The sequence below is a fragment of the Microbacterium daqui genome, assembly GCF_050408675.1.
Taxonomy (GTDB): Bacteria; Actinomycetota; Actinomycetes; order Actinomycetales; family Microbacteriaceae; genus Microbacterium.
In genome coordinates, this window is sequence record NZ_JBNTKF010000011.1 from 66,318 (window position 1) to 81,790 (window position 15,473).

Genomic DNA, 15,473 nt, shown 5'->3' on the forward strand with positions numbered 1-15,473 from the left:
GGCAAGGAGATACATTACGTCTCTCCCCTGTGACATGCAACATTCGCAGGGATGAATTGTTCCCGAAAATGTGGGGCAATCTACTCAAACTCCGCGGCAACGGCGTTGCGGTGGTAGTCGAAGATGATGCTCGTGCGCGTCGATGCCACGGTCGGTTGTGCCGAAAGGTGCTCGACGACGAAGGTGCGCACGTCAGCGGATGACTCCACCGCAATGTGAACCAGGAAGTCGTCGCTCCCACCCACAAAGAACACCTGAATCACCTGCGGCAGCCGGCGGATGGCCTGACTGAAGGCCACGATGCTCTCCTGCCGTGAGCCCGCGCGCAAGGTCACGCCCACCATGGCCTGCAGGCCCTTGCCGAGCCTGGCCTGGTCAATGCTCGCGTGGAATCCGGTGATCACCCCACGCTCAATAAGCGCCTTCACACGCGTGTGCATCGTCGACGGGGCAACCCCCACTGCCGCGGCGAGTTCAGCGTTGGTCATGCGGCCGTCTCGAGCCAGCAAGTCGAGAATGTGCGAGTCGACGTCATCGATCCGAAGATTATTCGTCACCATTACTCCTTCAGCACCGGAAACCACTGGTTCCGCTCCCCCATCCGCTCACTCAGCGAATGTTCTTCAACGCTTTCACACAAACCCCGAACTTTCTGCGATTCTAATGCGCACCGAATTAATTACGAGTGCCAGACTGCCATCAAGCAGCAGCCGCTTCAGCGTCGAAGGAGTACCTCATGAAGGTCGCGATCCCCGCCGAAATCAAGAACAACGAGAACCGCGTTGCCATCACGCCCGCCGGTGTCGACACGCTCGTGCAGCACGGTCACGAGGTCTTCGTGCAGCGGGGCGCTGGCGACGGCTCGCGAAACTCTGACGCCGACTACGTGGCTGCTGGCGCGACGATTGTTCCCAACGCGGAGGCGGCGTGGGGCGAGGCTGAGCTCCTCCTCAAGGTGAAGGAACCGATCGCGAGCGAGTACGGCTACCTGCGCGAAGACCTCACCCTATTCACGTACCTGCACCTCGCCGCGAACAAGCCGCTCATTCAGGCGTTGCTTGATGCCAAGACAACGGCAGTTGCCTACGAAACTGTGCAGCTCGTCGACCGTTCGCTGCCGCTCCTCAGCCCCATGAGCGAGGTCGCGGGTCGCCTGTCGATCCTTGTCGGCGCGCAGACGCTGATGAGTCCGTCGGGCGGTCGGGGCATCCTGATGGGTGGTATTCCCGGCACGCCAAAGGCCAAGGTCGTCGTGATCGGTGGCGGTGTTGCCGGTGAGCACGCGACTGCTGAAGCACTCGGCATGGGTGCCGATGTGACGACGATCGACATCTCGCTGCCGCGCCTGCGCGACCTCGAACGTCGCTTCAACGGTGAAATCCAGACGCGTGTTTCGAACCGGTGGGAAATCGCCGAACAGGTGTCGAAGGCTGACCTCGTGATTGGTTCGGTGCTTATTCCGGGCGCGTCGGCGCCGAAGCTCGTGACGCTCGATATGGTCGCCGGCATGAAGGAGGGTTCGGTGCTCGTCGACATCGCGATCGACCAGGGCGGTTGCTTTGAGGGTTCGCGCCCGACGACCCACGACGACCCCACGTTCGCGGTGCACAATTCGCTCTACTACTGCGTCGCGAACATGCCTGGCGCGGTTCCGGAGACCTCCACGCGCGCCCTTACCAACGCGACCCTGCCGTACGTCACGGCCATTGCCGACCAGGGGTGGGCGCGTGCCGCCGCCGAAGACGCTGCACTCGCCAAGGGGCTCAACACCCAAGGCGGTGTGATCACAAACGACGCTGTGGCTGCCGCGTTCGTGAGCTGACCACAGCAATCGCCGCGGCACTGTTCGCGAGCGTCGAGCGCCAGCCAGCGCGGGCCGCGTACCCGCCCACCACGAAGAACAGCGGCATGATGTTGAGAATCCAGCTCGCCGCGTTGAACCACGGCTGCTTTTCGACGGTGCGCTCGATGAGCAGTGAGCCGTCTTCGGCGACACCGACGCCCGTGAACAGCACGTGCACAAACACGACGAGCACGACGCAGGTAACGCGCGCAAGGTCGAGCGTGAGGTCACGCCCCCTCTGGAATCCCCCGTGACATGCCGATCAGCGTAGCGGGTGACGCATGTCACGCCGCGCATATGTCCACAGCGTGACGGGCGGGTGGCTACAGCCCGGTCTGCGTAGCTCCGTCGCGGCGCGGCTTGTAAACCACGAGCGAGTGGAACACATAACGCACGACGAAGGCGATCGCGAGGAGCACGGCGGTCGCGAGCACGCTCGATACGTGCCACGTTTCAACGACGACGTACAGGGCCGCAATGCGCACGATGGCCTCAATAGCGTTGAACGCGAACGACTTCGCAAAGCGCAGCCACATCGGCCCCGCCGCTGCCTTCATATCGCGGAACACGAAGAGTTCGATCAGCAAGAAGTTGCCGACGATGGTGAGCACGCTCGCGACGATGGCCGCCCACACGTAGGGCACGTCCCACCCGGTGAGTACCGCCATGATGACGACGTTGGCGACGGCGCCGAGACCACCGATGAGCGCGAAGATCGACATGCGGCCGAAGCGCAGCTGGGTGAGCTGGGTGAGAAACCGCAGGCCCTGCGTGAACGAGGCTTTTGATTCGCCGGCGTGACGGTCTTGAAAGTCGAACGGAATCTCGGTGACGCGCAGCGGCTGACGAGCAAGGACCTCCAGCAGAATCTTGAAGCCGCGGGGCTTCAAGCTCTCCCAATCGATCGCGTTCTTGTTGACCAGGAAGAAGCCGGTCATCGGGTCGGTGCACTCACGCAACCGCACCGGGAACATGGCCTTCGTCACCATGGTCGACAGTTTCGACACGGCAACGCGCACCTGGTCGCTCAGCCCATGGGCGGTGCCGCCACCGGTATAGCGCGACGCGACCACGACGTCAGCGTCACCCTGCGCATACCGAGCCAGAAGTTCCGGAATCTTCTCCGGCGGATGCTGCAGATCGCCGTCCATCACGATGCAGACGCCACTGCGTGCGGCACGAATGCCGGTCACGACGGCACCGCCGAGGCCGCCCTCGGCTTCATCTCGGTGAATGACGGTCACGGCGATTCCGGCGCTCGGTGCGAGTGCGCGGGCGATGACCGGAGTTTCGTCGCTGCTGTCGTCGACGATGATGAGTTCGGCGTTGACGCCAGCCAAAGCGCCAGAGACCCGCGAGATCAGCTCAGCAACGTTGCCTTCTTCGTTGTAGGTCGGCACGATGATGCTGGCGGCATACTCGGCCGCGGGGTTGGCTTCTGACATGAAGTCTTCGGCTATTCCTCTACCTCGGTGGACGACGCGGATGCATCGTTGTCTGCGGTGGCGCCGGCCCCGGCAAACGCTTGTCCGCTAAAGAACATCGTGGCGTCCCCCCAGAACGTTGCGGATTCATCCGCGCCGTAAGTAACCGTAACCGACATATCTGTTTGTTGCGTCGGATCGACGGCAAAAAAGTATGTGACCTGCCTCACCATGCCCACGCCGACCCATGACGGGAACGGCTGCGTGTCAATCGCATCGGCCTGCACGGCGGGCTGCCGGTCGGCTCCCGTGGTCACCGTCACGACGGGGTTCATGAGGTCGGCATCGCGGTCTGACACGTTCGCGTATGCGATCGAAATGCGCAGCATGGGCCCAAGGTCGGAACCATCAACATTCGATTGCGCGTCTACGCGCTGCACGTCAGTGATCGCGAAGAAGCTGCCGTCGGCCGTGCGCGCCATTTCGGTCAGGCCCACCGCGCCATCGGGTGCGGTCGGCACCGCAACCGGTGGCACAGTTTCGGTGACCTCAGGTGTCGGCGTGGGGTTGGGTTCTGCCATCGCGGTCGCCGACGTTTGCGCGCCACCAAAGATCGGCAGCGTGACGCCCTGCGACGAGTACCACCACAGCACACCGGCCGTGAGGACAGCGGCAACACCGAGGAACCCGGCACCAATACCCACCGCGCGACGCCAGGTTGGTTTCGTCGTCGTGGGTTCTGGCTTCTGCCGAGGTTGCGGCGTCTGCTGTTCTTGCGGTTGCTGCGGCTCCTGTCGCGCCGAGCGCTGCGCCCGCTCGGCATGCGTCGCCGGTGCAGGCACGTCTGCGACGGTCAGAGTCGTAGGAGATTCCATCTCAGAAGAGGTCGGAACCACGGCTGCAGTTTCCAGGGCAGGATCGGGTTCTGGTTCTGGTTCTGGTTCGGATTCCTCATCCGGGTCAACGAGCAGCGCCGCAAACAGCTTCGCCGCATCGGACATTTCGGGCTCGGGCTCGGGCTCTGGTGCGGGCTCCGCAACGACCGCGGGCGCCGGCGTCGACGCAACCGCAATCACCGGCGTGGGCTCAGACGCCACCTCAACCGGTGTGGACTGCGCCACCGGAGCCTTTTCAACCGGAACCTTCTCAGCGGCCTTCTCCGCCGAGGTCGTCACAGACGCCTTCGCTGCCGGAGCCTTTACGGCCGGGCTCTTCGTAGCCGGAGTCTTCGCGGCCGCAGCCTTCGGTGCCGCAGCCTTCGCCGGAGTCTTCTTCGCAGGCGCCGATTTCTTGGCGGGCGCGGGCTTCTTTGTTGCGGGCTTCACGGCGTCGGGGCTCGCAGATGCGGCCTCGGGCGTCGGGTCGTCGGTCATCAATGCTCCCTACCGGAACGACGTCGGGTACGCGACCGGTCAAAAATGTGTGATTCGGCTCGCGTTCGAGTCGGCGCGGGCGCTCTTCTGAGCATAGGGCGCGGCGTCTGGCCGCTGAATTCCGCGCCTCAGCGCCTCTGTCACGCACCCCAAAACGACCCTCGCACCCCTGGTTCCGCGTTACCCTAAAGTCATGACGACTCCTGCAGCAGACACCATCACGATGTTCGGCGCCGAATGGTGCAGCGACTGCCGACGCACGAAGAAGCAGCTCGACGAACTCGGCATCACGTACACCTACGTTGACCTTGAGGCTGAGCCCGCCGCCGCTGACGTTGCGCGCGAGATCTCGGGTCGCATGAACATTCCGGTGGTTGTTTACCCCGACGCGACGCACCACGTTGAGCCGTCAAACGACGACGTTGAGCAGAAGCTGCGCTCGCTCAACCTGATTTAAGGCCCGGGCCCGGCTCACGTGCCCTATGCTGGCGCGATGAGCAACGCCGCTCCTTCTCAGGCCACGCCCGCCACCCGACTGTCGGCGGGCACCATCGCTCGGTACTCGATCGGTTCGATCGGAACCGGTGGTTTCGCGACCCTCCCGGGCCTCGTTCTCGCGTACTACCTGACCGATAACCTCGGGGTCGCTGCCGCGACCGCTGGCCTCATCATCACGCTCGCGAAGCTGTGGGACGTCGTGATCGACCCCCTCATCGGAGCCCTGAGCGACCGCCAGCGCATTCGCTACGGCACCCGTATCGGCTTCATGAAGCTCGGCGCGATCGCCCTGCCCACCCTGTTTGCGCTGACGTTTGCCGTCACCCCCTCTTGGGGAACGGTCGTCGGCACGATCTGGGTACTCATCGCGTTCACGGGTGCCGCGACAGCGTTCAGCCTTTTTCAGGTTCCGTACCTCGCCCTACCCGCCGAGCTCACCACCAGCTACGACGAACGCACGCGCCTGCTGACGTGGCGCGTCATGGTGCTCACGATCGCGATTCTACTGTTCGGCGCCGGCGGACCGATGCTCCGCAAGATGACCGGAGACCCGGTCACCGGATACCTCCTCATGGGCGTCGTCGCGGGCATCGCGATCGGCCTCGGCATGTGGGTTGCGAGTCGCACCGCGCCGAAGCAAGCGCCCCTCGCCAACGTCGCGCTCCCGCGTCTGAACCTCTGGAACCACTACGCGGAAGGCGTCCGCGGCCTGCGCCGCAGCCAACCATTCCGCGTGCTGCTGCTGACGTTCTTCCTGCAGGCACTCGCGACCGGCCTCATGCTCGCGGGCGCACAGTACGTCGCGACGTGGGTCATGAAGAGCGAAGACGCCGTGACCTTCCTGTTCGTCGCGCTGATCGCCCCCGCACTGCTCGCGGCTCCGATCTGGCGTCTCATCGCGCAGCGCACCGAAAAGCAGGCCGCCTTCCGCATCGCAACGCTGGTCTTCATCGTCGCGGTCATCGCGATCTCGGTCGCACTCTGGCTGCCGGGCGACTGGATGTACATTCCCGTCGGCGTCGCTGGCATCGCCTACGCGGGCATGCAGTCGCTGCCCATGGCGATGTTGCCGGACGTCATTTCGCACGACGAGCGGGAGAGCGGAACCAATGGTGCCGGTGCGCTGAGCGGCATCTGGACGGCGGGTGAAACGATTGGCTTCGCCCTCAGCGCCACCGTTCTCACCACGGTGCTGGCCATCACCCAGTACGTGCCAAGTGTCGCCGGTGAAGTCGTCACCCAGCCGGCGACCGCGATCGCCGGCATCGTCATCAGCTTCTCCCTGGTTCCGGCCGGCCTCGCCGCCCTCAGCCTGCTGTCACTCGCCCGCTATCGCCTCACCCGCGCAGACATCGATCAGGTCGCCGCCGTAGAGTAATCGTCAAAGAAGGAGTCCGCGTTGAGCACACCCGCTGCATCCCAGCCGAAGAAGCCAGCCGCGAAGAAGGCGCCCGCGAAGAAATCCGCGACCGGCACCGCAACGGCCACGAAGCCCGCCCCGAAGAAGACAGGGACGAAGTCGGCACAGAAGGCCGTGAGCACGGCCCCCACGATCGCACCCGAGATCAGCGAGGCGCTCGACGCCGACGTTGCCGCGCTCGAGATGGGCGGCAAGATTTGGTCGACGCTGACGATCGCGCAGCGTGCCACGGTGCTCGGTCACGTGCGTGACGCGGTCGCAAAGCACGCCGAAGAGTGGGCCGTCACAGCGGCTGCCTCGAAGGGGCTCGATGAAGACCACCCGCTTCGCGGTGAAGAGTGGCTCGCCGGCCCCTACGCAACGCTGTCGGGTCTCGACGCGCTCATCACGTCACTTGATGCGCTGGCCGCCGGCGACAGCCCGATCAAAGACGTGCGCACGTCACTCACACCCACCGGACAGGTGGCGGTGCACGCGTACCCGGCCACGAAGATCGACGCGATGCTCCTCAACGGCTACACCGGTGAGGTGTGGCTCAAGCCTGGCGTCACGGCTGACGCGGCCAAGCGCAACGCGGGCCTGGCCCAGCTCACTCCGACGGATGGCGGCGGCGTAGGCCTCGTGCTGGGCGCTGGCAACGTGACGTCGATCCCGATTCTCGACGTGATGTACGAACTCATCGCGTTCAACCGCGTCGCACTCCTCAAGCTCAACCCGACGCAAGACACCCTGCTGGGGGTCTTCCGCAAGGCGTTGCAGCCGCTCATCGAGCCCGGCTTCGTGCGCATCGTGACCGGCGCCGGCGATGTCGGCGCGTACCTCACCGCGCACGAGGGCTTCTCTCACGTGCACATCACCGGTTCTGCCGTCACGTTCGACACGATCGTGTGGGGCCCCGGGGAAGCGGGCCAGAAGCGCAAGGCCACCGGCGTGCCGCAACTGACCACCCCGATCACCGGTGAACTCGGCGGCGTTGCCCCGATCATCGTGGTTCCGGGTCCGTGGACGCAGGCCGACCTCGACTACCAGGCCGAGCACGTCGTCACAATGCGTCTGCAGAACAGCGGCCACATCTGCATCTCGGGCCAGGTCGTGATGGTCTCCCCGGAGTGGACGCAGAAGGATGACTTCCTTGCCGCCGTGCGTCGCGCATACGCTAAGGCGCCGCAGCGCCCGGTTTGGTATCCGAACAGCGACGCGAAGCGTGCGATCGCGACCGATGCGTACCCCGATGCCGAACAGTATGGCCCGCGCCTGCTGATCGAGATCGACGACAAAGACGACGCCACGACGCTCGAGACCACGGAGTTCTTCTCGCCGGTGCTGGGAATCGTGGAGGTTGACGGAACCGGTCAGCGGTTTGTCGACAACGCGATCCGGTACGCAAATGAAAAACTGGCCGGCACGCTTGGTGCAAACGTTCTGATCGACCCGATCACTCAGGCCGAACTCGGCGACGGTTTCGAGCGCGCGATCACAAACCTGCGCTACGGCAACATCGCGATCAACGGCTGGACGGGTTTCTCGTTCGTTGCTCCGACGCTCTCGTGGGGAGCCTTCCCCGGCCACACCCTTGAGGACGTCGGCAGCGGTATTGGCATCGTGCACAACGCTCTGCTGCTCGACGATGTCGAGCGCTCGGTGTTGCGCGGACCATTCCGCCCCTTCCCGCGTTCGCTGGGTCGCAGCCGCTTCTCGATCCTGCCGAAGCCACCGTGGTTCGTGACGTCACGCACGTCGGCCGAGGTGTCAGAGGGCTTCACACGGTTCTTGATCGACAAGAACGTGTTGCGCCTCACCAAGACGCTGGGCGCCGCACTGCGGTCATAAGCCCGACGAACACAAACGCCCGCCGCGAGCGCTCAGGCACTCCGGCGGGCGTTGTGTTGTGCGTCTTACGCGGCGAACCTATCTGTCGCGGCTCTCAGCGCGCGACGGATTCCTGGTTCCGTCGCCGCATGCCCGGCATCGGGCACCACGATGAATTCAGCTTCGGGGAACGCCTTGTGGAGGTCCCACGCGGTCATCATGGGCGTGCACATGTCGTAGCGGCCCTGCACGATGACGGTCGGAATGTCGCGGATGCGCTCCACTTCGTCGATGAGCTGGTTCTCGCTGAACCAGCCGCCGTGCGAGAAGAAGTGGTTCTCGATGCGCGCAAACGCGACCGCGCGTTCTGGCACTTCCATCTCCCCGACGTGATCGGGGTCAAGGTGGAGGGTGGTTGTTGCACCCTCCCACGTGCTCCACGCGATGGCCGCCGGCACGTGCACGGCGGGGTCAGGGTCGATCAGGCGGCGGCGGTACGCGGCGACAAAGTTGTTGCGCTCGAGCACCGGGATTTCGGCAACGTACTTCTCCCAGAGGTCGGGGAAGACTGCGGCCGCACCACCCTCGTAAAACCACTCAATTTCGTGCTGGCGCAGCGTGAAGATGCCGCGCAGCACGAGTTCGCTCACCGCGGTCGGGTGCGTCTCGGCGTAGGCAAGCGCGAGGCCCGAACCCCACGACCCGCCGAAAACCTGCCACTGCGCGATACCGAGGTTTTTGCGCAGCAACTCCATGTCGGCCACGAGGTGCCATGTGGTGTTGAAGCGCATATCGGCGTTCGGCTCGCTCGCGTGCGGCGTCGACTGACCGCAACCACGCTGGTCGAACAGGATGATGCGGTACTTCTCCGGATCAAAGAATCGACGCTGCCACGGCGACGTGCCTGAACCCGGGCCGCCGTGCACGAACACGACGGGCTTTCCCTCCGGGTTTCCGCTCTGCTCCCAGTACATGCGGTGGCCATCGCCCACCAGCATGGTTCCGGTTTCGTATGGCTCAATCTCCGGATACAGATCTTCGTTCAGTGCTTCGTTGCTCATGATCCCCCAAGATCACTCTTTTACAGCTCACTCCCGCTCACGTCGAACGTGTTGCAGGCGTTCACGCCGTACTGGTAGCCGGTGGCAAACCAGCGCTGGCGCTGTTCGCTGGAACCATGGGTCCAGCTCTCCGGGTTTACAAAGCCACCGGATTGCTTCTGAATGTTGTCGTCACCGACCGCGCTGGCAGCGTTGAGCGCGTCAACAATTTCAGCCTCGGTCGGCGCCTTCATGTAGGGCGTTCCGCTCGCATCCTTCTGCTCGGGAAGGTGCGCGACGAAGGCGCCGGCGTAGCAGTCGGCCTGCAATTCGGTACGCACGCCGTTGGAGTCAGGGCCGGAACCATTGTTCGGGTACTTCTGCATGATGCCGGTGATGTATTGCACGTGGTGGCCCCACTCGTGGGCGAGCACATACACCTGGGCCAGGTCGCCTGCGCTTGCGCCAAACTGCTCACGCATCAGCTGCCAGAACGTCGGGTCGATGTAGACCGTCTGGTTCGACGGGCAGTAGAACGGGCCCGCGGCGTTGGAGGCGGTGCCGCACGGGGTCGACGTTGACCCTTCAACCACAACCATGCCGGGCTCGCTATAGCCGGAGACGTTGTCTTCCCAGAAGCTGTCCAGCACGAGCGTTGCGCCGGCGAGACGGCAGTCGTCGTCAGTGTTAGCGTCGTCACCGGTTTGGCACTTCTCGAGACCCGTTTCGCCCGACTGCGCCTGCTCCTGGGTATCGCCACCACCACCGATCATCGGGGCAAGCTGCGAAAAGTCACCACCCGTCATGATGGCCAGGATCAGCGCGATGATGCCGCCGACGCCAACCGTGCCGCCAGCGACCTTAGCGCCACGGCCAGACTTGCGTGCGCGATGCGAGCTGATATCCGCGTCAGGGTTAAAGGTCATGCCTAACGGTACCGCGATTGCCGGGCGGCACCCAGTAGCCACCGCTAAAGTAGCGGCAGACTCGGCGCAGAGCTGATTCTTCACGCTCGTCATTCCGGGGATGTCGCTTCCCCCTTGGTATCGCGCTCGGCGCCATCCTGTCTCCCACCGATGCTGTCGCCATCGGTCTCGTCGTGGGCTGGGTCAACCTGCGCGTGCGTGCGTGGATCCCCTCAACCGCCGCCACCACCGCCACCGCGCTCAGCTTCGTGGTTCCGTATCTCGCCTATATTCCCACGGAGGAGCTCCGCACCAGGCGGTCGGCGCAGATTCGCCCCAAGCTCGAGAAGTACCGCACGGAGTGGGTGGATACATCTGAAGCAGAGCGACAGCGGCGCATCACCCGCAAGCGCGGCTGTCGGGCACGTGACCCGGAACGCGATGCCGCGCGGTGGACGCGGCGCATTGATTTGCTCCTCGCCGACGCCGAGTACTACGAGTCTCGTCACATGGGTTGGCGTGAAGGCGTGGTGTTTGTGTGGGCGGGCATGCGTGGCGCGGTCACGCTGGCAGCCGCGCAGACGCTGCCGCTCGATACCCCGAACCGGTCGCTGCTCGTGCTCATCGCGATTCCAACTCCCGCACGCTCGAAGTTCTCGAACTGCGTCTCGTGATGATCGACGCCGAACGGGTGCGCCTCACGGTACTGCGCCGCGACGGTCGCTATTCAACGGCAACGCTGCGCGCGATGCTCGAGGCACTCGACGCTGAGGAACTGAGCCTGCGGCGACGCGTGCACCACGACTGATGACGGCTCCGTGCCGCGTACAATCTCAGGCAGAATGGAGAGGGGAGGAACCATGAGCAACGCTGACGACATCACCGAAACGAGCCCTGTGGCTGTGCCGCACGCCGCGGCCGAGTGCCCGAAGTGCTTCGTGGAGATGCAGCAGGACGGCGATTGGTGGCGTGCTCGCCCCGCCGATTCGCGCCTCGTGGGACTTGTCGTCTCTCGCGACAGCATGCCGTCGGTCGTCGAGCAGCGCGATGACCTCGCCCGCTTTGGCGTGCCGATCGAGGGCTTTCGTCACCCCGCCCCGGAGATTCTGGAGTCGTGGGAGGGTCGCCTCGCGCGCTTCTTCGAGACGCTGGTTCCGGGTGACGTGCTCGTGATTGCGAGCCTGCACGCGCTGGGTCGCGACACCGACGAAGAGCGTCGCACGCTGGCCGAGCTCCGCAAGCGTGGCATCACCGTCAAGGTGCTTTCACACGGCGCTCGCCACCTCTCTCCCGCGCGCTAATTCCATGACGAATGCTTCGGTCATAACCGCCACCGACGGGCGCGGCCGGTGCGCTTGGGCTGGCACCGATGCCGAGTATCGGCGCTATCACGACGAAGAGTGGGGCACCGCCCTGCACGGCGATCGCGCGCTCTACGAAAAGATGAGCCTCGAAGGGTTTCAGGCCGGGCTCAGCTGGATCACCATTCTGCGCAAACGACCCGCATTTCGTGAGGCGTTCGCGGGCTTCGACCCCGAGGTTGTTGCGCACTTCAGCGATGCCGATGTCGAGCGGCTCATGCAGAACGCCGGCATCGTGCGCAATCGGCTGAAGATTCAGGCCGCGATCAGCAACGCCCGCGTCGTCCTGGAAATGGCGCCCGGCGAACTCGATGAGCTGATGTGGTCGTTCGCACCCGCTGTGCGCACCCATCCGCTTGCGACACTTGCCGAGGTTCCGGCGGTCACGCCAGAATCCGAAGCGATGTCAAAGACGCTGCGCAAGCGCGGGTTCCGCTTCGTTGGTGCGACAACGATGTACGCGCTCATGCAGTCGAGCGGCATGGTCGATGACCACGTCGTGGGGTGCTGGCGGGCCCGCGCCGCCCACTGAACACCACCCACTGGTCTGCCGTTCGTCGCATCAGAGCTACCGTTCGTCGCGCGCGTTGACCACCCATCCCTCGCATCTGTGAGCGGGCTGGGAGCGCTCATACCCTGGGGGAATTCCGCAACGACGCGTAGAGAGGAATGCCCGTGTCCAGCACCACCGCCAACCGAGCGCAGGAGGAACCGGAGATCACCTCCGACCCCGCTCTGCCTCCCACAGCGCTCAGTGATGAGCAGCACGCCAAAGACACCAAGTGGACGCCCCTAAAGATCGCGATCTGGGTGGCCATTGCGCTGCTCGGTGGCGTCGCCTGGGTCATGCTGGCACTGGTGCGCGGCGAGACCGTCAACGCGATCTGGTTCGTGTTTGCCGCCGTTGCCACGTACCTGATCGGTTACCGCTTCTACTCCAAGGTCATTGAGCGCTACATCACGCGTCCGAACGACAAGCGGGCTACTCCCGCCGAGTACAAGCAGGATGGTCGCGACTACGTGCCGACCGACCGTCGCGTGCTGTACGGCCACCACTTCGCCGCCATTGCTGGCGCCGGCCCCCTTGTTGGCCCGATTCTGGCCGCGCAGATGGGCTACCTGCCCGGAACCATCTGGATCATCGTCGGCGTTGTGCTCGCCGGTGCCGTGCAGGACTACGTTGTGCTGTTCTTCTCGATGCGCCGTGGTGGTCGCACAATCGGCCAGATGGCTCGCGATGAGCTCGGCAAGATCGGTGGCACGGCCGCCATCATCGCGTCACTGCTGATCATGATCATCATCGTGGCGATCCTCGCGCTCGTCGTCGTCAACGCTCTGGGTGAGAGCCCGTGGGGTGTCTTCTCCGTCTCGATGACGATTCCGATCGCGATCTTCATGGGCCTGTACCTGCGTTACATTCGCCCCGGCAAGATCACCGAAATCTCCATCATCGGTTTCGTGCTGCTGATCGCCGCGATTGTTGCCGGTGGCTGGGTCGCGTCGACCGAGTGGGGTTACGCGATGTTCCACCTCCCCAAGGAGGCCATCGCGATCGGCATCATCGTTTACGGTTTCATCGCTGCGATCCTTCCGGTGTGGCTGCTGCTGGCCCCGCGCGACTACCTGTCGACGTTCATGAAGATCGGTGTCATCGTGCTGCTCGCGGGCGCGATCATCATCGTGCGTCCGGAAATCACGGTTCCGGCGTTCTCGCAGTTCGCCGGCGGTGAGATTGGTCCGGTCTTCTCCGGCCCGCTGTTCCCGTTCTTGTTCGTGACGATCGCGTGTGGCGCGCTCTCCGGGTTCCACGCCCTGATTTCATCGGGAACCACGCCGAAGCTTGTGGAGAAGGAGCGCCAGACGCGCTTCATCGGCTACGGCGGCATGCTGATGGAATCGTTCGTCGCGATCATGGCGCTCGTTGCCGCGATCTCGATCGACCAGGGCATCTACTACGCAATGAACTCGTCGGCCGCCGCAACCGGCGGAACCGTTGAAGGTGCCGTCGCGTGGGTCAACTCGCTGGGGCTCACGGGTGTGCACCTCACACCCGACATGCTGACCACGACCGCCGAAAACGTGGGCGAAGAGAGCATCATTTCGCGTACCGGTGGTGCGCCGACGCTGGCCCTCGGCCTGGCGCACATCATGCAGCAGTGGCTCGGTGGCACCGCGATGATGGGCTTCTGGTACCACTTCGCGATCATGTTCGAGGCGCTGTTCATCCTCACCGCCGTTGACGCCGGTACCCGTGTTGCACGCTTCATGCTGCAGGACTCGATCGGCACCGTCATCCCGAAGTTCAAGGACGTCTCGTGGCGCCCCGGCGTGTGGATCTGCACCGGCATCATGGTCGCCGGCTGGGGAATCATTCTGATGCTCGGTGTGACCGACCCGCTCGGTGGCATCAACACGTTCTTCCCGCTGTTCGGTATCGCCAACCAGCTGCTCGCAGCCATCGCCCTCGCGGTCGTCATGGCGATCGTCGCGAAGCGCGGCAAGAGCTACTTCCGCTGGCTGTGGATCATCGCTCTCCCCCTCGCGTTCACTGCCGTCGTCACGATCACCGCGTCGATGTACAAGATCTTCTCGCCCGTTCCGGCGGTCGGATACTTCGCGAACAACGCGGCGTTCAGCCAGGCTCTCGCCGAAGGCAAGACGGAATTCGGAACCGCGAAGACGGTTGAAGCGATGGAAGCCGTCGTGCGCAACACGGCTGTGCAGGGCGTGCTGTCGGTCATCTTCGTGGTGCTCGCGATCATCGTGATCATCATGTCGGTCATCGTGACGATTCGCGCGATCCGCAACGGTGGCGGCGAGAACATGGAGGATGCACCGGTGGCTTCGCGCCGCTACGCACCGGCCGGCTTCATCGCAACGCCGTCGGAGCGTGCACTCGAGAAGGAATGGGAAGCCCTTCCTCCTGAGCTGAAGCCCACGCAGGGCGGCGGTCACTGACATGACCGTCACGTCGGCCATCGGCACCGCGTTCAAGAACGTGCGCTGGTACGTCACCAACCTCATGGGTGACAACGCCTACGCCACGTACGTCGCGCACCAGCAGGCGACGCATCCGGGGCAACCCGTGATGACCGAGCGCGAATTCTGGCAAAAACGCTACGCCGACCAGGCCACCGAACCCCGCTGCTGCTAGCGGGAAGGCTCACAGGGGCACGATCCACCCGGGTCGTGCCCCTGTGGCGTTGGTGCACGGAATTCTCCAGAATTCCGGAACCACGGGTTTGTTGCCCATAGGCTCGGAGCGTGTCGGATGCCGTGATTTTCGCGATTGGTGCGCTTGTGGGCGCGGTGGTCGTACTCGGCGTGCTGGGCATTCGTCGGCTGTCGCAGGGCCCCCGCGATCTCGGTAGCGATGCAGAACGCGCGACGTACCGCACGCTACACCTCGCGGCCCGTGCCGCGCGCGACCTCCGCGGCGGCTCATCCGCTGACCGCAATCGCGCCGCGAAGCACATGCGCACGATGCTCGCGGCGCAAGCTCTCGCGCTCGTCGATGCTGATGGTTCCGTCGTCATAGAGCCGTCGCACCCCGAGCTGGAAGCCGCCGCACGCAGCATCGCGGCGACCGTGACCGATGCGCGTTCGCGCCAGGTATTTCCGAAGCAGGAGGCGTCGCCGCACTCGCCGAGCTCGATGCCTCGCGCGCTGCCCTAGCTGTGATGTCCAGGGACGTTGTTGCGTGAATCGCTCGTGATTTCTGAGGGGTGAAGGCCTCCGGTTGCGAGAGTGGAGCTGTCTAGAAACCGCTCACGCAACACAGGAGGCCTTCATGTCCCACG

Annotated in this window: 16 protein-coding genes and 1 pseudogene; 11 read left to right on the plus strand and 6 right to left on the minus strand. The window is 64.4% G+C overall.

Features of this window, described 5'->3' with window-relative positions; genetic code table 11:
* Window positions 1-80: 80 nt before the first annotated feature.
* Window positions 81-560 (minus strand): Lrp/AsnC family transcriptional regulator, encoded by a 480-nt coding sequence (locus ACQUSY_RS08520; protein ID WP_428904060.1) that lies wholly within the window; start codon window positions 558-560, stop codon window positions 81-83.
* Between the two features lie 176 nt (window positions 561-736).
* On the opposite strand from ACQUSY_RS08520, the gene ald reads away from it, so the two are divergent.
* A complete protein-coding gene (gene ald / locus ACQUSY_RS08525) occupies window positions 737-1,822 on the plus strand; it encodes an alanine dehydrogenase (protein ID WP_428904061.1) in 1,086 nt (361 codons plus the stop codon).
* Here ald and ACQUSY_RS08530 read toward each other — a convergent pair.
* The 3 genes and pseudogenes from ACQUSY_RS08530 to ACQUSY_RS08540 all read right to left on the minus strand — a co-directional run.
* Window positions 1,785-2,051: pseudogene (locus ACQUSY_RS08530) on the minus strand (acyltransferase family protein); the annotation flags it as partial. The gene ald and the pseudogene ACQUSY_RS08530 sit on opposite strands and share 38 nt — an antisense overlap.
* Window positions 2,052-2,166: 115 nt before the next feature.
* Window positions 2,167-3,288 carry a glycosyltransferase gene (locus ACQUSY_RS08535; protein WP_428904062.1) on the minus strand — a complete coding sequence of 374 codons (1,122 nt, stop codon included), beginning with the start codon at window positions 3,286-3,288 and terminating at the stop codon, window positions 2,167-2,169.
* Window positions 3,289-3,299: 11 nt separating this feature from the next.
* Window positions 3,300-4,640 (minus strand): hypothetical protein, encoded by a 1,341-nt coding sequence (locus ACQUSY_RS08540; protein ID WP_428904063.1) that lies wholly within the window; start codon window positions 4,638-4,640, stop codon window positions 3,300-3,302.
* A 193-nt stretch (window positions 4,641-4,833) separates the two neighbouring features.
* On the opposite strand from ACQUSY_RS08540, the gene ACQUSY_RS08545 reads away from it, so the two are divergent.
* The 3 genes from ACQUSY_RS08545 to ACQUSY_RS08555 are packed head-to-tail and all read left to right on the plus strand — an operon-like array spanning window position 4,834 to window position 8,388.
* The gene (locus tag ACQUSY_RS08545) at window positions 4,834-5,097 is read left to right on the plus strand and encodes a glutaredoxin family protein (RefSeq protein WP_428904064.1); all 264 of its coding nucleotides are present in this window, start codon (window positions 4,834-4,836) and stop codon (window positions 5,095-5,097) included.
* Window positions 5,098-5,133: 36 nt separating this feature from the next.
* Window positions 5,134-6,516: an MFS transporter gene (locus ACQUSY_RS08550; protein ID WP_428904065.1), complete on the plus strand. Its 1,383-nt coding sequence runs from the start codon at window positions 5,134-5,136 to the stop codon at window positions 6,514-6,516.
* A 21-nt stretch (window positions 6,517-6,537) separates the two neighbouring features.
* On the plus strand, window positions 6,538-8,388 hold the full coding sequence (locus tag ACQUSY_RS08555) for an aldehyde dehydrogenase family protein (RefSeq protein ID WP_428904066.1): 1,851 nt from the start codon (window positions 6,538-6,540) through the stop codon (window positions 8,386-8,388).
* 65 nt (window positions 8,389-8,453) lie between these two features.
* Here the strand turns inward: ACQUSY_RS08555 and pip are convergent, their stop codons facing one another.
* Together pip and ypfJ are read right to left on the minus strand one after the other, a co-directional pair.
* On the minus strand, window positions 8,454-9,428 hold the full coding sequence (pip, locus tag ACQUSY_RS08560; RefSeq protein WP_428904067.1) for a prolyl aminopeptidase: 975 nt from the start codon (window positions 9,426-9,428) through the stop codon (window positions 8,454-8,456).
* 20 nt (window positions 9,429-9,448) lie between these two features.
* On the minus strand, window positions 9,449-10,333 hold the full coding sequence (gene ypfJ / locus ACQUSY_RS08565) for a KPN_02809 family neutral zinc metallopeptidase (protein ID WP_428904068.1): 885 nt from the start codon (window positions 10,331-10,333) through the stop codon (window positions 9,449-9,451).
* 173 nt (window positions 10,334-10,506) lie between these two features.
* Between ypfJ and ACQUSY_RS08570 the strand changes: the two genes are divergently transcribed.
* The 7 genes from ACQUSY_RS08570 (at window position 10,507) to ACQUSY_RS08600 (ending at window position 15,348) form a co-directional block, all read left to right on the plus strand.
* A complete protein-coding gene (locus tag ACQUSY_RS08570) occupies window positions 10,507-10,986 on the plus strand; it encodes a hypothetical protein (RefSeq protein ID WP_428904069.1) in 480 nt (159 codons plus the stop codon).
* Window positions 10,986-11,120 (plus strand): hypothetical protein, encoded by a 135-nt coding sequence (locus ACQUSY_RS08575; protein WP_428904070.1) that lies wholly within the window; start codon window positions 10,986-10,988, stop codon window positions 11,118-11,120. Before ACQUSY_RS08570 ends, ACQUSY_RS08575 begins: the two co-directional genes overlap by 1 nt.
* 52 nt (window positions 11,121-11,172) lie before the next feature.
* The gene (locus tag ACQUSY_RS08580) at window positions 11,173-11,613 is read left to right on the plus strand and encodes a recombinase family protein (protein ID WP_428904071.1); all 441 of its coding nucleotides are present in this window, start codon (window positions 11,173-11,175) and stop codon (window positions 11,611-11,613) included.
* Between the two features lie 4 nt (window positions 11,614-11,617).
* Window positions 11,618-12,205 (plus strand): DNA-3-methyladenine glycosylase I, encoded by a 588-nt coding sequence (locus ACQUSY_RS08585; RefSeq protein ID WP_428904072.1) that lies wholly within the window; start codon window positions 11,618-11,620, stop codon window positions 12,203-12,205.
* Between the two features lie 143 nt (window positions 12,206-12,348).
* Window positions 12,349-14,631: a carbon starvation CstA family protein gene (locus tag ACQUSY_RS08590; protein ID WP_428904073.1), complete on the plus strand. Its 2,283-nt coding sequence runs from the start codon at window positions 12,349-12,351 to the stop codon at window positions 14,629-14,631.
* Window position 14,632: 1 nt separating this feature from the next.
* On the plus strand, window positions 14,633-14,827 hold the full coding sequence (locus tag ACQUSY_RS08595; protein WP_428904074.1) for a YbdD/YjiX family protein: 195 nt from the start codon (window positions 14,633-14,635) through the stop codon (window positions 14,825-14,827).
* Between the two features lie 110 nt (window positions 14,828-14,937).
* A complete protein-coding gene (locus tag ACQUSY_RS08600) occupies window positions 14,938-15,348 on the plus strand; it encodes a hypothetical protein (RefSeq protein ID WP_428904075.1) in 411 nt (136 codons plus the stop codon).
* The last annotated feature ends 125 nt before the right edge of the window (window positions 15,349-15,473 follow it).

Excerpts from the sequence above, each read along its gene's own strand:
- ACQUSY_RS08520 (WP_428904060.1), bottom strand. The coding sequence starts at position 560 with ATGGTGACGAATAATCTTCGGATCGATGACGTCGACTCGCACATTCTC.
- ald (WP_428904061.1), top strand. The coding sequence starts at position 737 with ATGAAGGTCGCGATCCCCGCCGAAATCAAGAACAACGAGAACCGCGTT.
- ACQUSY_RS08535 (WP_428904062.1), bottom strand. The coding sequence starts at position 3,288 with ATGTCAGAAGCCAACCCCGCGGCCGAGTATGCCGCCAGCATCATCGTG.
- ACQUSY_RS08540 (WP_428904063.1), bottom strand. The coding sequence starts at position 4,640 with ATGACCGACGACCCGACGCCCGAGGCCGCATCTGCGAGCCCCGACGCC.
- ACQUSY_RS08545 (WP_428904064.1), top strand. The coding sequence starts at position 4,834 with ATGACGACTCCTGCAGCAGACACCATCACGATGTTCGGCGCCGAATGG.
- ACQUSY_RS08550 (WP_428904065.1), top strand. The coding sequence starts at position 5,134 with ATGAGCAACGCCGCTCCTTCTCAGGCCACGCCCGCCACCCGACTGTCG.
- pip (WP_428904067.1), bottom strand. The coding sequence starts at position 9,428 with ATGAGCAACGAAGCACTGAACGAAGATCTGTATCCGGAGATTGAGCCA.
- ypfJ (WP_428904068.1), bottom strand. The coding sequence starts at position 10,333 with ATGACCTTTAACCCTGACGCGGATATCAGCTCGCATCGCGCACGCAAG.
- ACQUSY_RS08575 (WP_428904070.1), top strand. The coding sequence starts at position 10,986 with ATGATCGACGCCGAACGGGTGCGCCTCACGGTACTGCGCCGCGACGGT.
- ACQUSY_RS08580 (WP_428904071.1), top strand. The coding sequence starts at position 11,173 with ATGAGCAACGCTGACGACATCACCGAAACGAGCCCTGTGGCTGTGCCG.
- ACQUSY_RS08585 (WP_428904072.1), top strand. The coding sequence starts at position 11,618 with ATGACGAATGCTTCGGTCATAACCGCCACCGACGGGCGCGGCCGGTGC.
- ACQUSY_RS08595 (WP_428904074.1), top strand. The coding sequence starts at position 14,633 with ATGACCGTCACGTCGGCCATCGGCACCGCGTTCAAGAACGTGCGCTGG.